The 18,744-nt window shown below is 67.6% G+C and carries 18 protein-coding genes; 7 read left to right on the top strand and 11 right to left on the bottom strand.

Annotation, left to right across the window (positions count from 1 at the left end; translation table 11 throughout):
* Position 1: 1 nt before the first annotated feature.
* The 7 genes from C8D03_RS24945 to C8D03_RS24915 form a co-directional block, all read right to left on the bottom strand.
* Positions 2–868, bottom strand: a complete 867-nt coding sequence (locus tag C8D03_RS24945) for a branched-chain amino acid ABC transporter permease (protein ID WP_108050672.1) — start codon at positions 866–868, stop codon at positions 2–4.
* Positions 869–1,096: 228 nt separating this feature from the next.
* Positions 1,097–2,281: an ABC transporter substrate-binding protein gene (locus C8D03_RS24940; protein WP_108050670.1), complete on the bottom strand. Its 1,185-nt coding sequence runs from the start codon at positions 2,279–2,281 to the stop codon at positions 1,097–1,099.
* A gap of 138 nt (positions 2,282–2,419) precedes the next feature.
* Positions 2,420–2,929, bottom strand: a complete 510-nt coding sequence (locus tag C8D03_RS24935; RefSeq protein ID WP_108050668.1) for a hotdog family protein — start codon at positions 2,927–2,929, stop codon at positions 2,420–2,422.
* Between the two features lie 159 nt (positions 2,930–3,088).
* Positions 3,089–3,979 (bottom strand): alpha/beta fold hydrolase, encoded by an 891-nt coding sequence (locus tag C8D03_RS24930; protein ID WP_108050666.1) that lies wholly within the window; start codon positions 3,977–3,979, stop codon positions 3,089–3,091.
* Complete coding sequence (locus C8D03_RS24925; protein ID WP_248308730.1) at positions 3,976–5,196, bottom strand: acyl-CoA dehydrogenase family protein; 1,221 nt, start codon at positions 5,194–5,196, stop codon at positions 3,976–3,978. The genes C8D03_RS24930 and C8D03_RS24925 overlap by 4 nt, the downstream gene beginning before the upstream one ends.
* 40 nt (positions 5,197–5,236) lie before the next feature.
* Positions 5,237–5,758, bottom strand: a complete 522-nt coding sequence (locus C8D03_RS24920; protein WP_108050662.1) for an FAS1-like dehydratase domain-containing protein — start codon at positions 5,756–5,758, stop codon at positions 5,237–5,239.
* Positions 5,759–5,776: 18 nt separating this feature from the next.
* Positions 5,777–6,997, bottom strand: a complete 1,221-nt coding sequence (locus C8D03_RS24915) for a CaiB/BaiF CoA transferase family protein (RefSeq protein WP_108050660.1) — start codon at positions 6,995–6,997, stop codon at positions 5,777–5,779.
* A 161-nt stretch (positions 6,998–7,158) separates the two neighbouring features.
* On the opposite strand from C8D03_RS24915, the gene C8D03_RS24910 reads away from it, so the two are divergent.
* Positions 7,159–8,001, top strand: a complete 843-nt coding sequence (locus C8D03_RS24910) for an IclR family transcriptional regulator (RefSeq protein ID WP_108050658.1) — start codon at positions 7,159–7,161, stop codon at positions 7,999–8,001.
* Between the two features lie 8 nt (positions 8,002–8,009).
* On the top strand, positions 8,010–8,879 hold the full coding sequence (locus tag C8D03_RS24905) for an IclR family transcriptional regulator (protein WP_181301235.1): 870 nt from the start codon (positions 8,010–8,012) through the stop codon (positions 8,877–8,879).
* Positions 8,880–8,926: 47 nt separating this feature from the next.
* Here the strand turns inward: C8D03_RS24905 and C8D03_RS24900 are convergent, their stop codons facing one another.
* Entirely contained in the window at positions 8,927–9,814 is an 888-nt protein-coding gene (locus tag C8D03_RS24900) for an MBL fold metallo-hydrolase (RefSeq protein WP_108050654.1), read from the bottom strand.
* Between the two features lie 67 nt (positions 9,815–9,881).
* Positions 9,882–11,051, bottom strand: a complete 1,170-nt coding sequence (locus C8D03_RS24895; RefSeq protein ID WP_248308616.1) for an NADH:flavin oxidoreductase/NADH oxidase — start codon at positions 11,049–11,051, stop codon at positions 9,882–9,884.
* 154 nt (positions 11,052–11,205) lie between these two features.
* Here C8D03_RS24895 and C8D03_RS24890 point away from each other — a divergent pair, with 154 nt between their 5' ends.
* From C8D03_RS24890 to C8D03_RS24870, 5 genes are read left to right on the top strand one after another with little or no spacing between them, the layout of a single operon-like run.
* Positions 11,206–12,162 carry a hydroxymethylglutaryl-CoA lyase gene (locus tag C8D03_RS24890; protein ID WP_108050650.1) on the top strand — a complete coding sequence of 319 codons (957 nt, stop codon included), beginning with the start codon at positions 11,206–11,208 and terminating at the stop codon, positions 12,160–12,162.
* Positions 12,163–12,185: 23 nt separating this feature from the next.
* Positions 12,186–13,340, top strand: coding sequence for a CaiB/BaiF CoA transferase family protein (locus tag C8D03_RS24885; protein ID WP_108050648.1), 1,155 nt, complete (start codon positions 12,186–12,188; stop codon positions 13,338–13,340).
* Positions 13,341–13,386: 46 nt separating this feature from the next.
* The gene (locus tag C8D03_RS24880; protein WP_108050646.1) at positions 13,387–14,592 is read left to right on the top strand and encodes an acyl-CoA dehydrogenase family protein; all 1,206 of its coding nucleotides are present in this window, start codon (positions 13,387–13,389) and stop codon (positions 14,590–14,592) included.
* Between the two features lie 9 nt (positions 14,593–14,601).
* Positions 14,602–15,570: a D-2-hydroxyacid dehydrogenase family protein gene (locus C8D03_RS24875; RefSeq protein WP_108050644.1), complete on the top strand. Its 969-nt coding sequence runs from the start codon at positions 14,602–14,604 to the stop codon at positions 15,568–15,570.
* A 36-nt stretch (positions 15,571–15,606) separates the two neighbouring features.
* Positions 15,607–16,755 carry an iron-containing alcohol dehydrogenase gene (locus C8D03_RS24870; RefSeq protein WP_108050642.1) on the top strand — a complete coding sequence of 383 codons (1,149 nt, stop codon included), beginning with the start codon at positions 15,607–15,609 and terminating at the stop codon, positions 16,753–16,755.
* A 104-nt stretch (positions 16,756–16,859) separates the two neighbouring features.
* Here the strand turns inward: C8D03_RS24870 and C8D03_RS24865 are convergent, their stop codons facing one another.
* Together C8D03_RS24865 and C8D03_RS24860 are read right to left on the bottom strand one after the other, a co-directional pair.
* On the bottom strand, positions 16,860–17,669 hold the full coding sequence (locus tag C8D03_RS24865) for an alpha/beta fold hydrolase (RefSeq protein WP_108050640.1): 810 nt from the start codon (positions 17,667–17,669) through the stop codon (positions 16,860–16,862).
* A gap of 57 nt (positions 17,670–17,726) precedes the next feature.
* Positions 17,727–18,716, bottom strand: a complete 990-nt coding sequence (locus tag C8D03_RS24860; protein ID WP_181301233.1) for a Gfo/Idh/MocA family protein — start codon at positions 18,714–18,716, stop codon at positions 17,727–17,729.
* Between the last annotated feature and the right edge of the window lie 28 nt (positions 18,717–18,744).

The following is an 18,744-nucleotide window of genomic DNA, read 5'->3' as shown; positions in this document are numbered from 1 at the left end:
GTCAGGCTCCCCGCGCTTCTTTGCCGAACAGGCCCGAGGGCTTCACGATCAGCACGATGAGAACCAGCACGAACAGCGCGAGAGCGCCCTTCGAACCGCCGAGATAGACGACCGAATAGGCTTCGATCAGGCCGACCAGGAAGGCCGCGACCGTGGCGCCGACGATCGAGCCGAAGCCGCCGAGGATGACGGTCAGGAAGGCCATCGCCAGCACCGGCTCGCCGACGAGCGGGCCGAGCGACAGGATCGGCGTGACCAGCGCGCCGGTCAGGCCCGCGAGGCCGCACGACAGCGCGAAAGCCAGCGGAAACAGTAGCTTCGGGCGCAAACCTTGCGTGGCGGCGACCGCCCGGTTGTCGGCCAGCGCCCTCAAGCCGCGCCCGAGATCGGTGCGGTACATCAGGAAGTAGACGGCGCCGATCGCGACGAGGCAGACGGCCAGGACGACGAGGTTCTCGAGCGGGATGTAGAAGCCGCCGAAGCGCAGCGTCCCGGTGATGGGGAAGCTGAATTGCGGCGATTCCGGCCCGAACACGGCCTGAACGCCGGTGCCGATCATGAGATACAGCCCCAATGTCAGCATCAGCGTCGCGAGATGGTCGTCGACCACGCGCTCCACGACGAAGAGCTCGAAGACGTAGCCCAGCGCGCCGGTCGCGAACATCGCGACGATCACGGCCAGCGGATACGGCATGCCGAGAAAGGCGACGCAGCTATAGGCGGCATACCCGCCGAGCACATAGAAGCCGCCATGCGCGAAATTGACCACGCCGAGAATGCCGAAGATCAGCGTGAAACCGAGCGCCAGCAGCGCGTATTGCGCGCCGAGACTGATGCCGATCAAGCCGGCCGACACGAAGCCCGTCATGAGCCGTTCCTCCAGGTCCTGTGCGGTGGCGCGTCCGGGGCGAAGCCGCCCGGGGCGCTGGACCGGCCAGACATTTGTCTTGGTGCGTTCCGGCGGGTCTTCGGCCCATCATCAATGCATCATGCATTCGCGATGGGCCGACAGGACGCCACTGAGGGAGACGCAGCGGTTCGAAGGCGGTGGGATCGAGGGGTTTGCCGGTCGCGCCGGCGGATCCCTCGATTGTCGTCAATCGACCTCGGGCACTTCGGCGCGCAGGATCGGCTGCACCTTGCCATCCACGATCAGGCCGATGCCGAAGGGGAAGGAGACCTCCTGCTGGATGCCGAAGAAGGACTTGCCGGTCCAGCGGCCCTTGCCGAGATTCTTGTCGTTGATCGGCAGCTTGCGCAGCACTTCGGCGACCTTCTCGGTATCGGTGATCGTGCCGGCGTTCGAGATCGCCTGGAACAGCAGGCGTCCTACGCCGACCCAGAGGTAGAGCATGGTGTTTTCCGGCGGCGCCGTGCCCATCAGCTTCTTGTAGTCGTCGGCGATGGCGCGGATGTTGGGGTCCTCCAGCGGTACGTTCTCGTACCAGTAGAAGTTCTTGAGCACGTCGGGGCCGCCGGCGACTCGCAGGATTTCGTCCGTCGCCGGGCCGCCGAGACGGCCGATCGTGCCGGTGAAGCCGGCCTGGCGAAGCTGCTTGACCAGCACGCCGGCATCGCCGGGCGCCGTCGAGGAGGTATCGACCGTGTCGGGGTTCTTGGCCAGGACGCGCGCCACCACCGCCGCGAAGTTCGGGTTGCCGCGCTGGTAGAACTCTTCCGAGGCCTCGATGCCGTTGGCCTTGTAGGCCTCGATGTCGACCGAGGTGATGTCGGTGCCGCCCTGGTCGTTGGGAGCCACCAGCACGACGGATTTGATGTTGAACTTGGTCTTCGCGACCTTGACGATCGAATCCGCCCAGACGCTGGGGCCGGGGCCCTCATGGAACACCAGCGGCCAGCGCGGTCCGATCGCGTCCTTGGCGAAGCTGTTCTGGAACACCAGCAGCTTGTTGCGCAGCGCGATCGGCTTGATGCCGGTCGCCTCCGGCGTCACCACCGGGCCGAGGATGAACTTGACGTTCTGGCTGACGAGCTGGTTGGCGGCCGCCGCCGCGCCCTCGGCCGTCGCCTTGCTGTCGACGGCGATGGTCGAGATCTTGCAAAGCTCGTTGCCGACCTTGAGCCCGCCACCGCCGGCCGCATTGGCCTCGGCCGCGAGATATTCGGCGGCGCCCTTCAGCGCCAGGCCCCATTGGGCCGTCGCGCCGGAGAGGCCGCCGACGACGCCGATCTTGAGCTCGCAGGCCGCGAGAACCGGCGAAGCAGCGAACAGCGCCGCCGCAGCAGCACCCGCAAACAGGGTTTTCTTCAGGGTCTTCATTGGTTACCTCCCGGGATGAGGCGCAGCTTCTGTGGATGCGCCCTTATTGATTGACGTCAGTTCACGCAGTCGGCTCTCGTCTTTCTCCGTCGGCACGGCCGGTCGCCCGGCGCGCCAGATTGTCTTGCGCGGGCCGGCTCACGCGGCCGGCGGCACGAAGGGGTAGGGGACTGCCGGCCCATCGCGGAACGGCAGCGCGACCGTCGCCGCGCCGGGGGTGGATTCGACGCCGGCCTCGTTGCGGATGCCGAGATCGACATCGAGCAGCCCATAGCCCGCAGACACGCGGGTCGCGGTGACCTTGGCCCAGACCGAGAGCTTTTCGCCGACGAGGTTCATGGCGCGGAACTGGAAGCGGATCTTCCAGAGCCAGCCGGCCGGGCCGGCCCAGTCCTTCAGCAACTGCGCGATGAACTGCTGCTTGAGCGACCCGTTCACCAGCAGGCCCGGCAGCTTGTCGTGGCCGGTGGCGAAGGGCAGGTCGTAGTGGATCTTGTGCCAGTTCTCCATGGCGGCCGACCAGCGCATCAGATGCGCTGTGGTCAGCGGCCCCTTGAACAGCGGGCCGATCTCGTCGCCGACCGCCACATCCTCGAAGACGCGGACGATGGGCTGCGGCTGTTGGCGCAGGGCTGCGGCGGCCGTCATGGCCGCGCTCCAGAAACGCCGGTGGACGGGCGGGGCGACAATGCTTCTGCAGACATCATGACAACCTCCCGTATTCGCTATGCAAATTATTCATTCGTTATCGACGACGATCACATGGCGCGGACCTATCGTCAAGGGTCGAGTTGCCATGCGGATTCGTCATGGCGGAGCGAGCACCTCGCGCAGCGCACGGGCAAAGGCGTCGGGCGCCTCATAGGCGACCCAGTGCCCTGCGGCGGGAACGATACGGAACGGCATCTCCGGCCGGATGGCGCGCAAGGTCGCCTCGACATGGTGCAGCGAGCCGCGCACGGCGTGGTCCTGTTCGCCCCAGATTCCGGCGATCGGGATGTCGAGCTGGCGCAATTGCTCCGGCAGGAGCGCGCCGCGGCCGATCGGCCGGCTGTCATAGCGGGCGTGGCGGCTGTTCCAGTCCTGGATCGCCACGGCCTGCGCATCGAGATGGGCCGGGTCGGCGATCATCCAGCGCAGCAGATTGGCGCGGTTGGCGGCGTCGCGCTCGGCACCGCTCTTGTCGCGCACGCGTTCGAGCGCGACGCTGTTGATGGCGATGCCGAGCCCGCCCGAGCCGACCAGAGTCAGGGAGCGCGCCCGCGAGCCCGCCTGTGCGGCGACGAAACCGGCGAGAGCCCCGCCATAGGAAAAGCCGGCGATGTCGAAGCGCGCGCCTTCGCCCTGCGGGCTCTTGCCGATGACCTCCTCGAGGCCGCTCAGGACGATGGCGGCAATGGTCGCCGGGTCCGGTTCAGGCGGTACGGCGGAGCCGCCGAGGCCGGGAATGTCCGGCACCACCACCATCCGCTCGCCCGCGAAGGCGGGAATCGTGCGGATCCAGTGCAGCCAGCTCCCGGCGCCGCCATGCAGCAGCACGAGCGGGGCGCCGCCTTCGCCCCAGCAATGCCAGACCATCTCGCCCGCCCCGCAAGGCGTGCGGAATTGGCGCGACTGTGCCGCGAGCGCGGCCCAGGGCGGCGCGCCGTCCATTGCCGGACCCGGCAGCGGGCGGGCGATCTGCGCCTCCTGCGTCACGCGAGCAGCTTGCGTGCGATGAGGACGCGCTGGATCTCGCTGGTGCCACCGCCGATCTGGGCGTGGCGCAGCACGCGGTAGAACAGCGTCAGCGGCAGCTCGAGCGCTTCGCCCATGGCGCCATGGATCTGGATGGCGTGGTCGAGGCAGCGCGCGCCCCAATCGGTCGAGGTCATCTTGATGAGCGCGGCTTCCGTGCGCACATCCTCGCCGGAATCGGCACGGGCGGCCATCTCGTAGGTCATGGAGCGCAGGGCCTGGATATCGACATACATGTCGACCAGCTTCCACTGGATCGCTTGGCGTTCGGCGATGGGCTTGCCGAAGGTCTTGCGCTGCTTGGCCCAGTCGATCGACATGTCGAGCGCGCGCTGCATCTTGCCCAGCGCATAGGGTCCGCGCATCAGCCGGTCGTGGATCGTCAGCCATTTCTGGCCGAGCACGAAGCCCTTGCCGACCTCGCCGAGCACGTCGGAATCGGGCACGCGGCAATCGTCGAAATGAATGATGTGCTGCGAGGCGCGCGGCCCGAGCCAGGTGGCGATTCCCGGCACCTCGACCTTCATGCCGGGGTTGTCGCGCCGCACCAGGAACATGGTGATACCGCCGCGCTGGCGCTTCTCCGGATCGGTGACGGCCTGGACCATGACCAGTTCGCAGTCGCCGGCATTGGAGATCCACATCTTGGTGCCGTTGAGCACCCAGCCATCGCCGTCGCGGGTGGCGCGCGTCGTCATCATGCCGCCGGGATCGGAGCCGGCGCCGGGCTCGGTCTGGGCGAAAGCGGTGGTCCATTCGCCACTGACGACCGGCTTCAGGAAGCGCTCGACCTGGTCGCCGCGGCACTCGTAGAGGATGTTGGGGACGCTGGCATAGGGGAAGGGCACCGGCGAGTAGTTGAACTCCTCCTCCAGCACGACCTGCGCCAGCAGCGAGAGGCCGGGGCCGCCGAACTCCTCCGGCACCAGCACGTTGAACAAGCCGCTGTCGCGCGAGATGCCTTCGAGCCGGTCGGCCGTCTTCTTGTCGAAGACCGACCGGATGTTGACGGTCGGCGGCAGGCCATAGGCATGGTTGGGGCTCGCCAGGAATTCGCGCTCGAGCGGCATCAGTTCCTCGCGCACGATGCGGCGCGCCAGATCGCGGTATTCGCGGACGGAGGGCGGGAGCTGAAAGGCGCCGATCTCGTCCTCGGCGCGCGGATGGCTGGTGTGCATGTTCACGGGTTCGCTCCCTGGATACGAATTGCGGCGGCTCTCAGCGCCGGATGGCGGTCTTGCGGGCCCGGAGCAGCAGGTCGCCGCCGCCGGTGCGGTATTCGGTTTCGGTGATGACGAAGAGCATCGCGCCGTTCTTGGACACGCGTTCGTAGATGTCGGCGTAGTGCGAGCGCTGGACCACCGTTTCGCCATGGCGGGCGTAGCGGAAGAACTCGATTTCCGAGCCGCCATTGAGCAGGGCGCGGCCGGGCAGCGGCAGCTCCGGCAGACCGTCGCTCGCGCCGGCCAGCAGCCCGTCGAAATCGGGGTCCTCGGCGCGCTCGCTCAGTGCGTCGGGCGTGCCGAGGGGCTGGCGGAACATGAAGGAGGGGTAGAGCGGCGGCGCGACGGGCCCGCCGAAGCGCGGATTGCCGGCGCCGGGCGCGTAGTCGGGATCGTCGTCCATGATCGCCTGCGCATAGCGGCGCACCGCGCCCGGCTCGATGCCGTCGCAGGCCCCGATCGTTTCGCTCTCCAGCCCGATATAGCCGCGGATCTCGTCGGTCAGCATGGTGCTCATGGGTGTCTCCCCCGCGCCTCAGGCGGATGCCGGCCGGCGCAGCGTGCGCAGGCCGATCGCGCCGCACCCGGCAAGTGCGGCCACCGTGGTTTCGTCATAGCCAAGCTCGCGCAGGACCTCGGCGGTGTGCTCGCCGAGATGCGGCGGGTGGCGCCGGATCTCGCCCGGCGTCTGCGAGAATTTCAGCGGCAGCCCGGCCACCTTGATGCGGCCAAGCTCCGGCACCTCGATGTCGACGATCATGTCGCGAGCCAGCACCTGCTCATCCTCGACGACCTTGTCGATGCTGTTGACGAGGGTGCAGGGCACGCTGGCCGCCTCGAGACGGGCGATCCAGGTCTGTGCGGCTTGCGTGCCGAGATGCTCGTTGATCAGGTCGACCAGCAATTCGCGATGGGCGGCGCGATCATTGGCGCCCAGGAAGCGCGGATCGGCGACCCAGTCGGGCCGGCCCACCGCCTCGCAGAAGCCGAGCCACATCCGGTCGTTGAAGGCGGCGATCACGAGCCAGTCGTCGGCCGCCTTGAAGGCCTGGTAGGGCACCGCCAGAGGCGCGCCGCTGCCGCTCGGCTGGGGCACGAGGCCGCTCGCGAAATAGCGGGTGAGATGGTAGGACAGCATCGAGATCTGCCCCTCCAGCAGGGAGGTATCGACGCGCTGGCCGCGCCCCGTGCGATGGCGCGCCTCTAGCGCCATCAGGATGCCGGTGGTGCCGAGGAAGCCGGCGCCGAGATCGGCCACCGACAGCCCCATCTTCATCGGCCCGCCGCCGATCTCGCCGGTGACACTCATGCCGCCGCTGAATGCCTGCATGAACAGGTCGTTGGCCGGGTCGTCGCGCCGCGGACCGCTGGCGCCGAAGCCGCTGATCGCGCAGTAGATCAGGCGCGGATTGCGCACTGAGAGGCTCTCATAGTCCAGCCCGGCACGGGCCAGCGCACCGAAGCGGTAATTATCGATCACGACATCGGCGTTGTCGATCAGGCCGCGCGCGATCGCGATGCCCTCGGGCGACTTCAGGTCGAGCGCGACGCTGCGCTTGTTGCGGTTGGCGGAGGCATAATAATGCGACATCTCGCCGTCGAAATGCGGCGGCCATTCGCGGCTGTCGTCGCCCTTGCCGACGCGCTCGATCTTGACGACGTCGGCACCGTAATCCGCCAGCATCATGCCGCAGAACGGCCCCGCCATGGCGACGCTGATCTCCACGACCTTGATATGACCGAGGGGGCTGGCCATGCCTTGAGACTCCTCCGCGACTTTTTTGGTTCCGGCCGGAGAAGCGGGCAGCGACGATCCAAGCCTTGACGTTTTTTATTCGCTATACGAGTAGATCACTCGCTGAATTCGACCGTATTGATATTTGTGCTGCTTGTAAATGGTGGTAGGACCCGACCTTGATGCGAAGCCCGGACGTTCCTCCAATTGCGCGACGTGCGGGCGCGGGTCGACCGGCCCGGCCGGCGGCGCCCTATGGCGATGGGCAGGATCGTCAGTTCGTCGCGGCTCTGGCGCGGGGGCTCGACATTCTCGGCTGTTTCAGCGCTGCCCGGCCGAGCCTGAGCGTCACCGAGATCGCCCATCTGCTCGGCATTCCCCAGCCCACGGTCTGGCGGCTGTGTCACACCATGACGAAGCTCGGCTATCTCACCACCGATAGCGATGACCGGCTGCGGCCGGCTTTGGCCGTGCTGCGCCTGGGCTACATGGTGCTGTCGGAGATGAAGACCGCCGAACTGGCGAAGCCCTATCTCCAGGAGCTCGCCGACCGCTACGCCGCCGCTTCCGGCATCGCCGTCTGCGAGGACAACGGCATGCGGCTGATCCTGCGTTGCGAGGGCAGCTCCGAACTGGTGCTGAACCTGCAGACGGGCTCGCGCGTCTCGCTCGTAACCTCCTCGCTCGGCTGGGGCTATCTGGCGGACCTGTCGCCGCAGGAGCGTGAGGTCGCACTGGGCGACGACGAGGCCGCTCGCAAGAGCTGGGCGGCGGTGGAAGGCAGCTTCCTGCAAGCCTGCGAGGGCTACCGGACGCAGGGCTTCATCATCAATGCCGGCGTTTTCCATCCCGGCTACAACACGGCCGCCGTGCCGGTGCGCGGCATCGACGGGCGCACGGCCTTCGTGATCAACTGCGGCGGCGAGAGTTCCCTGCTGCCGATCGCGGTGCTGGAGGGCGAGGTCGGGCCGAGATTGAGGGAGCTTGCCCGCATGCTCGAGGACGTGGCGGAGCGCGCAGCATGAGGGGGCTCGTGAAACCGCCGCGAAAACGGGCTGGCAAGCCGGCGAAGGCCGCGCCGGAACGGCGCGAATCGCTGCTCGACGACGAGGCTCATCAGGATGACCGCCAGTTCGTCACGGCGCTGGCGCGCGGGCTGGAAATCCTGAGCTGCTTCGGTCCGCGCAAATCCGAGATCGGCGGCACCCAGCTTGCGGCGATGACTGGACTGCCGCAGCCGACCGTCTGGCGGCTGTGCCATACGCTCTCGCGCATGGGCTACCTGATCCCGGTCGAGGGCGACAAGCTGCGTCCTGGCATTCCGGTGCTGAAGCTCGGGCGCGCCGCGCTCGCCTCGGTCCCGCTGGCCGAAAAGGCGCGGGCGCGGATGCAGGCACTCGCCGACCGTTCCGGCTCGGCCAGCGGCCTCGCCGCGCGCGATGGCGGCCGGGTCGTCTTCGTGCAGCAATGCCTGAGCGAGGCGCAGCTCGTGATGAACCTGCGCGTCGGCACAAGGCTCTCGCTGATCACCTCGGCCGCCGGCTGGGGCCTGCTCGCCGGCTTCCCTCAAGCCGAGCGCGATAAGCTGATCGAAACCTACGCGCTGCCGAACCCGCGCTGGCCCCAGACCGAGCCGGCCTTCCGCGAGGCGATGCGGGATTTCGCCGAGCGCGGCTACATCCTCAACATCGGCGTGTTCCACAAGAGCTACAACACGGCCGCCGTGCCGATCTACGGCCGCGACGGCAGGCCCGCCTATGCGCTCACCTGCGCCGGCTCCTCGGCGACCCATAGTCCCGCCTTCCTGCGCAAGGTGATCGCGCCGGAGCTGATGAAACTCGCAGCCGAACTGCAGGCCGACCTGCACGCGATCGAGGCCGTCCCGCCGCCGCGCCGGGGATGAGGGGAGGACCCTGCTCTCCCGCGCGGCGCGAGAGCAGGGCATCGCGGTCAGATCTCGTAGTTCCAGGGCTCGGGCAGCAGGCGGTACTGGCCATCGACCTGCGCCATCCGGGCGAAGCCGGGGAAATGCACATGCATCCCGGCAACCAGGAGGCCGTCGCGCACCACCGTCTCGAAGATCATCTTGCGCGAGGCGGCCGCCAGCGGCGGTTCGGCATCGTAGAGCATGGTGATCTCGGGCCGGGGAACCTGGATCTCGGGGATGTGCACCGTATCGCCCCAGATCATCAGGTCAGGGCCGCCCTGGCCGCCGACGATGCGATAGGAGGCATGGCCCGGCGTGTGACCGGCGCAAAGGATGCCGGTGATGCCGGGCAGGACCTCCTCGCCATCGCGGAAGGTGCGGATGCGGCCCTTATAGGGCGCCAGCCGGAAGCGCGCCGAGGCGAAATAGCGGGTTTTGGCCCGCTCGGTCGCGACCGCCATCGCGGCATCGTCGAACCAGTGCGAGATCTCCGTCTCGTGGACGATGATCTCCGCCCGCGGGAACAGGGCCTTGCCGTCGTCGCTGGTCAGCCCGTTGGAGTGGTCCGGGTGCACATGCGTCAGCACGATCGCGTCGATATCGCCCGGCGCGATGCCGGCGGCCTCGAGCGAGTCCGGCAGGCGGCCGCAGCTCGGTCCCATGGTGGTGCCGGAGCCGGCGTCGAACAGATAGGTCTTTCCGTGCCCGCGCAGCGCGAACATGTTGACCGAGGTGCGGATCGGAGCCGTGCCCTGCGCCGCGACCATCAGCGCGTCGACCTCGTCCTGGGTCAGGCCCGGCATCGCGCCGGGCGGTGAATCGACATAGCCGTCGCTGACGGTCGAGACCAGCCAGTCTCCGAAACGGCGATGATAGACGGCAGGCACCTGCCGGGCGGGAAGTCTGGACATGGGCAGCGCTCTCTCTCGAGGGTATCAGCGGGCGAAGATCAGCGGCAAAAAGCGACAGGCAAGACGATCAGCGCGAGCGTGTGTGCTCGCCATGAGCGTCGATGCCGGCGCGCCAGGTCGAGGGCTGGACGGCGACGCGCGAGCGCGCCCGCTTCTCCAGCCAGTAGCCATAGGGCGAGGGGATATGGTCGAAGCCGGGCTCGACGCCGAGCTTCTGGGCGGCGTCGATCGGCCAGTTCGGATTGTGCAGCATCTCGCGGCCGATCGCGACGAGATTGGCCCGACCCTCGCGCAGGATCGCCTCGGCCTGATCAGCATGGACGATGTGGCCGACCGCCATGGTCATGATCCCGGCCTCGCGGCGGACGCGTTCGGCATGCGGCACCTGATAGCCATAGCCGGTGCCGGCCGTGGTCGAGACATGGTTCATGTCGGCGAGGCCGCCCGAGCTGCAGTCGATGACGTCGACGCCCACCGCCTTCAGCCGCTTGGCGAGTTCGACGCTGTGCTCGATCTCCCAGCCGGCGTTGTCGACGGCGGAAATCCGCATGAAGAGCGGCTTGTCCTGCGGCCAGCAGCGGCGGGTTTCGGCCGCGACCTCGATGGCGAAGCGCATCCGGTTCTCCAGTGAACCGCCATATTCGTCGCTGCGCTGGTTGGCGAGCGGCGAGAGGAACTGGTGGATCAGATAGCCATGGGCGGCGTGGATCTCGACGACATCGAAGCCGGCCTTCTGCGCCCGGATCGCGGCCTTGCCCCAGGCCTCGACCAGCTCGCGGATGCCGTCCTTCGTCAGCGCTGTCGGCACCGGATGGTCGGGTTCGTGCGGCACAGCGCTGGGGGCGACGAGCTCCCATTCGCCGCCGCCAGGCAATTCGGGGACGATCTCCAGCGGGCCGCGCCCCTCCCAGGGGCGGGCATGGCGGGACTTGCGCCCGGAATGGCTGAGCTGGATGCCAGGCACCGCGCCGAACTGCTTGATGAAGGCGGTGATGCGCTGCATCGGCGCGATGAAGCTGTCGTTCCACAGGCCGGGATCGGCCGGCGTGGTGCAGCCGCGCGGGTCGACCTTGGTCGATTCCATGAAGACGAGCCCGGTGCCGCCGGCGGCGTATTTGCCGAGATGCATCAGGTGCCAATCGCTCAATGTCCCGTCCACCGACGAGTAGGTCAGCATCGGCGAGAGCACGATGCGGTTCTTGAGCCGAACGCCTCGAATCGTGATGGGAGTGAACAACAGGCTATCCACGGCGCGTCCTCGTCATTTTTTGATTTTCGCGAATAGACACGTTTCGGGGATGGATTTCAATACGCGAATAGATTATTTGCATTGCGAGAAATGGCCCGCCACGAGGCCAGTCCGGGACTGAACGCTTGCCAGAGGACGCCGCATGTCTGATCTGCCCAAACGGGTGAAGATGGTCGAGGTCGGCCCGCGCGACGGGCTGCAGATCGAACCGAAAATTCTTTCGACGGAACAGAAGCTTCGCATGATCGACGCGCTTGCGGATGCGGGCGTCAGCGAGATCGAGGTCGGCTCCTTCGTCAATCCCAAGGCGGTGCCGCAGATGGCCGACACGGCGGAGGTCTTCGCACAGCTCCGCAAGCGTCCGGGCGTGCGTTACACGGCGCTCTGGCTCAATCCCAAGGGGCTGGAACGGGCGCTCGAAAGCGGCCGGATCGACATCGACGGCAAGCTGACGCTGACCGCCAGCGAGACCTTCGTGAAGCGCAACACCAACCGCAGCATCGACGAGACCGTGGCCGAGATGCCGGACTGGATCGCCCGCTACAAGGGCGCTGGCATCGTGACGGACGCGCTCGGCGTGATGGCCGCCTTTGGCTGCAATTTCGAGGGCTATATCCCGGAAGAGAAGGTCGTCGGGCTGATCGCGCGGACCATGCAGGTGATGGGCGACCATGGCAGCGCGCTTGAGAACCTCCTGCTCGCCGACACCATGGGCTGGGCCACGCCGCGCCAGATCAAGAGCCTGGTCGGCAAGATCCGCGACAAATGGCCGGAGCTGGAGATCACGCTGCATCTGCACGACACGCGCGGCTGCGCCGTCGCCAATGCGATCGCGGCGATGGAGCTCGGCGTCGCGACCTTCGATTCCTCGGTCGGCGGCCTCGGCGGCTGCCCCTTCGCCGGGCACAAGGGCGCGGCGGGCAATGTCTGCACCGAGGACCTCGTATTCGCCTGCGGCGAGATGGGCATCGAGACGGGCATCGACCTCGACGCGCTGGTCGAGGTGGCGAAGCTCGCGGAGGAGTTCGTCGGCCACCCGCTGCCCGGCAAGGTGATGAAGGGTGGAACCCTGACACGGTTCAAGGCGCAGCGCGCCTGACAGCCGCGAGGAGGGATCGGGCGATGAACGCCGCAGGACGGCCGCTGGACGGCATCACCGTGGTCGAGCTCGGGCACAGCGTCGCCGCGCCCTTTGCCGGGTTGATCCTGGCCGATCTCGGCGCGCGGGTGATCAAGGTCGAGAACCCGGCGAGCGGAGATTATGCGCGCGGCTGGGGCCCGCCGTTCTGGAACGGCACGGCCAGCATTTTTCATGCGCTCAATCGCGGCAAGGAAGGCGTGGCGGTCGACTTCTCCTCGCCGGCCGAGGCGGCCTCGCTCCGTGACTTCATCCTGAATGAGGCCGATGCGGTGATCCAGAACCTGCGGCCGGGCATCCTCGACAAGTTCGGGTTGACGGCCGAGGCGATGCGGGCGGCAAAGCCGGCGCTGATCTGGTGCGACATCGGCGCCTTCGGGGCCACGGGTCCGCTGGCGAAGAAGCCGGGCTACGATCCGCTAGTCCAGGCCAGCACCGGCATTATGAGCGTCACCGGCGAGGGCGACCGGCCGCCGGTGCGCGTCGGCGTCTCGCTCGTCGATATGGGCGCCGGCATGTGGAGCGTCATCGGTTTGCTGGCGGCGCTCGTCGCGCGCAAGGACACCGGCGCGGGCCGGGAGGTTTCGACCTCGCTCTACGAGACCGGGCTCGCCTGGATGACCGTGCCGCTCGCAGCCTTCGGCGCCTCGGGCGAGGTGCGCAAGCCGCAGGGCTCGGGCACCGCCGAGATCGTGCCCTATCAGGCCTTCCAGACGGAAGATGGCTGGCTGATGGTCGCGGCCGGCAACGACAACCTGTTCCGCAAGCTTTGCGGTGCGCTGGGCCTCGGCGAAATGGCGCAGGACCCCGATTTCGCCACCAACAGCGCGCGTGTCGTCAACCGTGGCCGGCTGATCCCGCGCATCGCCGAGGCTGTGCGGCGGCATGGTTCCGATGCGCTCGGCCTGCTGCTCGACGCGGCCGGCGTGCCCAACGCGCCCCTGCTCACCGTCGACCAGGTCGCCCATCACAGCCAGACTCAGGCGCTCGACATGACCGTGCGCTGCGAGGGCGACGGCATCGACCTGATGGGCATTCCGCTGACCTTCGACGGCCAGCGCCCGCGCGAACGCCGCGCCGCGCCCGGTCTCGGAGAACACAACGACATTCTGCCGGGCGCTGCTGCCCGGCCGCGCTGACCCCGTCGGCGCGGCGACGCGCTGCTCCGGCCTGAAAGGATATGCCATGAACAGCCATCACGCCGCTGCGGATCTCGACACCGACGTGGTCGTCGCCCTTGGCGAGGACTATCCGGAGCTGCGCGAATCCGTGCGCCGGATCTGCACGGGCTTTCCCGGTGAATACTGGCGCGATCTCGACAATCGCAGCGGCTATCCGACCGAATTCGTCAAGGCGCTGACCGAGGCCGGCTATCTCGGCGCGCTCATTCCCGAGGAGTATGGCGGTTCTGGACTGCCGCTGCGCGCAGCGGCGGTCATCCTCGAAGAGATCAACGCCAGCGGCTGCACGGCGAGCCCGGCTCATGCGCAGATGTACATCATGGGGACGCTGCTGCGTCATGGCAGCGAGGAGCAGAAGCGGCGCTATCTGCCGGGCATCGCCTCTGGCGAACTGCGCCTGCAGGCCTTCGGCGTCACCGAGCCGACCACCGGCTCCGACACGACGCAACTGAAGACGCGGGCCGAGCGCAAGGGTAACAGCCATTACCTCGTCAACGGCCAGAAAGTCTGGACCTCGCGGGCGCTGCATTCGGACCTGATGCTGTTGCTCGCCCGCACCACGCCGCTCGATCAGGTCAAGAAGCGCACCGACGGCCTGTCGGTCTTCCTCGTCGACCTGCGCACCGCCAAGGGCAACGGCATCGACATCCGCCCGATCAAGGCGCTGATCAACCACAACACCACCGAGGTCTTCATCGAGAACCTCGAGGTTCCGGTCGAGAACCTGATCGGGGAGGAAGGGCAGGGCTTCCGCTACATCCTCGACGGCATGAACGCCGAGCGCATCCTCGTCGCCTCCGAATGCGTCGGCGACGGCCGCTGGCTGCTGAAGAAGGGCGTCGCCTATGCCAATGAGCGCGTCGTCTTCGGCCGGCCGATCGGCCAGAATCAGGGCGTCCAGTTCCCGCTGGCGCGCGCCTATGCCGAGCTGGAGGCCGCCGACATGATCTGCCGGCGCGCGGCTGCCCTGTTCCAGGCGGGCCGGCCCTGCGGCTCCGATGCCAATATCGCCAAGCTGCTGGCCTCTGAAGCGACCTGGAAGGCGGCGGAGGCCGCGCTCCAGACGCATGGCGGCTTCGGCTATGCGCAGGAATACGATATCGAGCGCAAATGGCGCGAGGTGCGCCTCTATCAGACCGCCCCGATCTCGACCAATCTCGTGCTGGCCTATGTGGCCCAGCATGTGCTCGGCCTGCCACGCTCCTATTGAGGTGATACCATGACGAAAGTCGCCGTGCTCGACGACTGGCAGCGCATCGCGGACGCGAGCGGCGACTGGAGCGCGCTCAAGGCGCGCGCCGAGGTGGTGTTCTTTCACGAGGCCTTTGCGAGCGAGGACGAGGCGGCGCAGAAGCTGGCCGATTTCGACATCGTCATGGCGCTGCGCGAACGCACCGCCTTTCCGCCGTCGCTGGTGGCGCGGCTGCCCAAGCTCAAGCTGTTCGGGATGACCGGCAAGCGCGGCGCGACGATCGACCTCGCCGGCATGGCGGCCCGTGGCATCACGCTGACCTATACCAGCGGCAGCGAGACCGGCGTCGGCACGGCGGAACTGGCGCTCGGCCTGATGATGGCGGCGGCGCGCAGCATCGCGCGCGGCGACGCCGCGATCCGCGCCGGAGGCTTCCAGGACGGCGTGCCCGCCGGGCCGGAGCTCGCGGGCAAGACGCTGGGCCTGGTCGGGCTCGGGCGGATCGGCCGGCACATGGCGCGCTATGGCAAAGCGCTCGGGATGAATGTGCTGGCCTGGAGCCCGAATCTCGACGAGGCCCGTGCCACCGAGGGCGGTGCGCATTATCGTACCAAGGACGAATTGCTGGCGCAGGCGGATGTGGTCAGCCTGCATATCGTGCTGTCTGACAGGACACGCGGCGTCATCGGCGCGCGCGAACTGGGGCTGATGAAGAGCGGCGCGATCCTGGTGAACACCTCGCGCGGGCCGCTGGTCGACGAGGCGGCGCTGATCGCGGCGCTGGAGGCCGGGACGCTGATCGCCGCCCTCGATGTCTACGACCGCGAGCCGCTGCCGCCGGAGCATCCGCTGAGACGGCTAGCGAACACGGTGCTGACACCGCATCTCGGCTACGGCACGCGCGAGACCTTTGCCGAATTCTACGGGCAGGGCATCGAGAACGTGCTGGCCTTCCTCGACGGCAAGCCGATCCGCCTGCTGCATCCGGACACATGACACAGCGATCTCCGATCGCCTGCGAAGGACAGAGCCATGATCAGTTTCCGTCTGAACAACCCGACCGAAATCCTGTTCGGCGCCGGGCAGATCGCCGGACTTGCAACGCTGGTGCCGGCCGATGCGCGCGTGTTGCTGCTCTATGGCGGGGGCAGCATCAAGGCCAACGGCGTCCATGAGCAGGTGATGAAGGCGCTCGGCCATGTCGAGGTCGTCGAGTTCGGCGGCATCGAGGCCAACCCGGTCTATGAGACCATCATGAAGGCGGCGGCGCTGGTGCGCGAGAAGGGCTGCAATTTCGTTCTCGGCGTCGGCGGCGGATCGGTCGTCGATGCGGCGAAGTTCCTGGCCTATGTCGCGCCGCTCGACATGCCCGATCCATGGCAGCATCTCGTCACGGGCGGGGCCGTCACAAAAATCCTGCCTGTCGGCGCGGTGCTGACGCTGCCGGCGACCGGCTCGGAAAGCAATCCCGTCTCGGTGATCTCCAACAAGGCACGCCATCTCAAGCTGCCCTTCGCGCAGGACGGCGCGAGGCCGCGCTTCGCGGTGCTCGATCCGTCCACGATGGCGAGCCTCAGCCGTCGGCAACTCGAGAACGGCGTGGTCGACGCCTTCACCCATGTCGTCGAGCAGTATCTGACGTTGCCGGTCAATGCGCCGGTGCAGTTCGGCTTCAGCGAGGCGATCCTGCGGGTGCTGATCGAATGGGGTCCGGAACTGGTCGAGAAGAACACGCCGGAGGCCCGCGAGAACATCATGTGGGCGGCCAACCAGGCCCTGAACGGGCTGATCGGCTCGGGCGTGCCGCAGGACTGGTCGACGCATATGATCGGCCATGCGCTGACGGCGCTCTATGACATCGACCATGCCCGCACGCTGTCGATGGTGATGCCGAGCCTGTTGCGCCATCAGGCCGCGAACAAGCTGCCGATGCTGCTGCGCCATGCCCGCAATGTCTGGGGCATCACCGAGCCCGACGCGGCGAAGGCCGCCGAGAAGGGCATTGCGGCGATGGCGGCCTTCTTCGCCAAGATGGGCTGCCCGATCCGGACCTCCGAGATGGTCAAGGTCGATATCGAGGCGGTGGTCTCGCATATCGCCGAGGCGGGGCAATTGCCGCTCGGCGAAGGCAAGGACATCGACGCGGACGCGATCCGCGAAATCCTGCGCGAGGCCGCCTGACCGGCAGGCCTCCAGGGAGGGCTTGAAGTTATCCCTCAGCCTTCATCCTTCGAGACGGCCGCTATGCGGCCTCCTCAGGATGAGCGCTCGCGTGGGAAAGGCGCTCAGGCCGCTACGCGCTTGAGAAACGCCGCGAGTTCGCGGTTGAAGGCGTCGGGGTTCTCGACATTGGGCAGGTGCCCGGCATCGGGGATCTCGATAAAGGCCACGCCGGAGACCTGTTCGGCCATCTGCTTCATGACGCCGGGCAGGGCGCCGTCGCCGGCGCCGACCAGCAGCGCGGCCGGGCATGAGAGCCCCGTCAGGCCCGCCGTGACATCGAAGTCGCGCAGGGCGTCCGAGGCACGGACGAAGCCGTCGAAGGGCGTGGTCTCGACCATCCGCCGGACGCGCTTGCCGGCAGGGCTCTCGACATGCTCGGGGCGGAACCAGCGCTCGATCGTCGGTCCGGCGAGCGCCGTCATTCCGCCAGCCTTCGCGAGGGCGATGCGCTCGTCCCAGGCGTTGCCGGCGCCGGGCACGCCCTTGGCCGTACAGTCGCAGGCGAGCAGCGCCGACAGGCGCGAGGGATGGCGGGCCGCGAAGCTGAGCGCCGTGATACCTCCCATCGAGACGCCGACGAGGACGGCGCGGGCGATGCCGAGAGCATCGAACAGGCCGGCGAGATCGTCGGCGAGCGTCTCAAAATCGCAGCTTGCGGGCGGCACCGAGGTCTGCCCGTGGCCACGCTGGTCGTAGCGCAGGATGCGGTAGCGGCCGCCGAAGGCCGCGACCTGATCGTCCCACAACGTCAGATCCGTCATCAGTGAATTGCTGAAGACGAGCCAGGGCGTGCTGCTGGCGGCATTCGCCGGTTCATCGATGCGGCAGCGAAAGGACAGGCCGTTCAGGTCGACGATCTGGTCTCTGGTCATGGTCGGGTTCCGCAATCGTCGGTTCAGGAAAGGAAAGGCCTGCGCCCCGCGGGCGGTTCATACGAGCGGCGCCCGGAGGGGCAGGGGGCCGGCCTTGGCATAGGCCTCCTCGCACAGGCGCATGATCGGCACCATGTCGGCGATGCCGGCCACGGGCGGGCGGCCCTTGCACACGCGTTCGATCGCGTCATGCACGAAGGTCCGGTAGTGCGGGACATTGGTGGTGAGGCTGCGCACCATCTCGCGCTCGCCGGCATTGGAGACGATCTCGACCGTTTCGGGGTCATGCGCGACCATGTAGCGCGAGGGCGAGCGGATCGCGTAATGCATATCGAAGGTGCTGGTTGGCGCCGGATAGATATAGCCGGTTTCGACGAGGCAGAGATTCGTGCCGGATTCCAGCGTCACGGCCGAATAATCCTCGATCGGGCGGCCCCAGGCGGCGTTCGACATCACGGCCTGCCTGACCCGCACCTCATCGCCCATCAGCAGCACCGCGAGATCGAGGAAATGCGGCGACAGGTTGATGGTACAGCCGCCGCCCGAAAGGCTGGGGTCGAGCATCCAGTGGCAATTGGCCTGCTCGTAGCGCGAGGGGAAGCCGCCGATGAAGCGGTAGCTCATATACTGGATGCCCTCGGTACCCATCTCCTGCAGGCGCGGCAGGAAATCGCCGTTGCGGAAGACCAGCGGCACGGCGGCGAAGCTGCCGCGCTTCTCCGCGAGAGCTGCAAGCTCGGTGACCTCGCGCAGGTTCAGCCCGCAGGGCTTTTCGAGGGCGAAGGGGATGCCTTCCTCGATCAGGAAGATCGCTTCCTCCCGCATGTCGCAATGTCGCCCGAGCGCGATGACGAAGTCCGGCTTCGTGCGGCGGCAGAGTTCGCGAAAATCGACATCGCCGACGCAGCCGAGCTTTGCCGACAGATTGGCGATGAAGACGGGGTCAGGGTCCGCGACGCCGACGACGCTCGTGCCGGGCGCGTCGAGCGCCGGCTCCAGATAAAGCGCCAGATGCCAGTGGGAGGCGCCGATGAAAGCCAGTCTCACGCGTCGTTCCTTCGCTCTCGTTCGGGCA

The organism is Bosea sp. 124 (genome assembly GCF_003046175.1).
Classification (GTDB): domain Bacteria; phylum Pseudomonadota; class Alphaproteobacteria; order Rhizobiales; family Beijerinckiaceae; genus Allobosea.
Note: the sequence above shows the minus strand (reverse complement) of the source record. Positions and strands in the feature narration are given on the sequence as shown.

Bases quoted from the DNA above. Each gene is read 5' to 3' on its own strand.
- C8D03_RS24915 (WP_108050660.1), bottom strand. From the start codon at position 6,997: ATGGCCAGCCCCCTCGGTCATATCAAGGTCGTGGAGATCAGCGTCGCC.
- C8D03_RS24870 (WP_108050642.1), top strand. From the start codon at position 15,607: ATGATCAGTTTCCGTCTGAACAACCCGACCGAAATCCTGTTCGGCGCC.
- C8D03_RS24890 (WP_108050650.1), top strand. From the start codon at position 11,206: ATGTCTGATCTGCCCAAACGGGTGAAGATGGTCGAGGTCGGCCCGCGC.
- C8D03_RS24925 (WP_248308730.1), bottom strand. From the start codon at position 5,196: ATGCACACCAGCCATCCGCGCGCCGAGGACGAGATCGGCGCCTTTCAG.
- C8D03_RS24940 (WP_108050670.1), bottom strand. From the start codon at position 2,281: ATGAAGACCCTGAAGAAAACCCTGTTTGCGGGTGCTGCTGCGGCGGCG.
- C8D03_RS24935 (WP_108050668.1), bottom strand. From the start codon at position 2,929: ATGACGGCCGCCGCAGCCCTGCGCCAACAGCCGCAGCCCATCGTCCGC.
- C8D03_RS24920 (WP_108050662.1), bottom strand. From the start codon at position 5,758: ATGAGCACCATGCTGACCGACGAGATCCGCGGCTATATCGGGCTGGAG.
- C8D03_RS24885 (WP_108050648.1), top strand. From the start codon at position 12,186: ATGAACGCCGCAGGACGGCCGCTGGACGGCATCACCGTGGTCGAGCTC.
- C8D03_RS24900 (WP_108050654.1), bottom strand. From the start codon at position 9,814: ATGTCCAGACTTCCCGCCCGGCAGGTGCCTGCCGTCTATCATCGCCGT.
- C8D03_RS24880 (WP_108050646.1), top strand. From the start codon at position 13,387: ATGAACAGCCATCACGCCGCTGCGGATCTCGACACCGACGTGGTCGTC.
- C8D03_RS24875 (WP_108050644.1), top strand. From the start codon at position 14,602: ATGACGAAAGTCGCCGTGCTCGACGACTGGCAGCGCATCGCGGACGCG.
- C8D03_RS24910 (WP_108050658.1), top strand. From the start codon at position 7,159: ATGCGAAGCCCGGACGTTCCTCCAATTGCGCGACGTGCGGGCGCGGGT.
- C8D03_RS24865 (WP_108050640.1), bottom strand. From the start codon at position 17,669: ATGACCAGAGACCAGATCGTCGACCTGAACGGCCTGTCCTTTCGCTGC.
- C8D03_RS24945 (WP_108050672.1), bottom strand. From the start codon at position 868: ATGACGGGCTTCGTGTCGGCCGGCTTGATCGGCATCAGTCTCGGCGCG.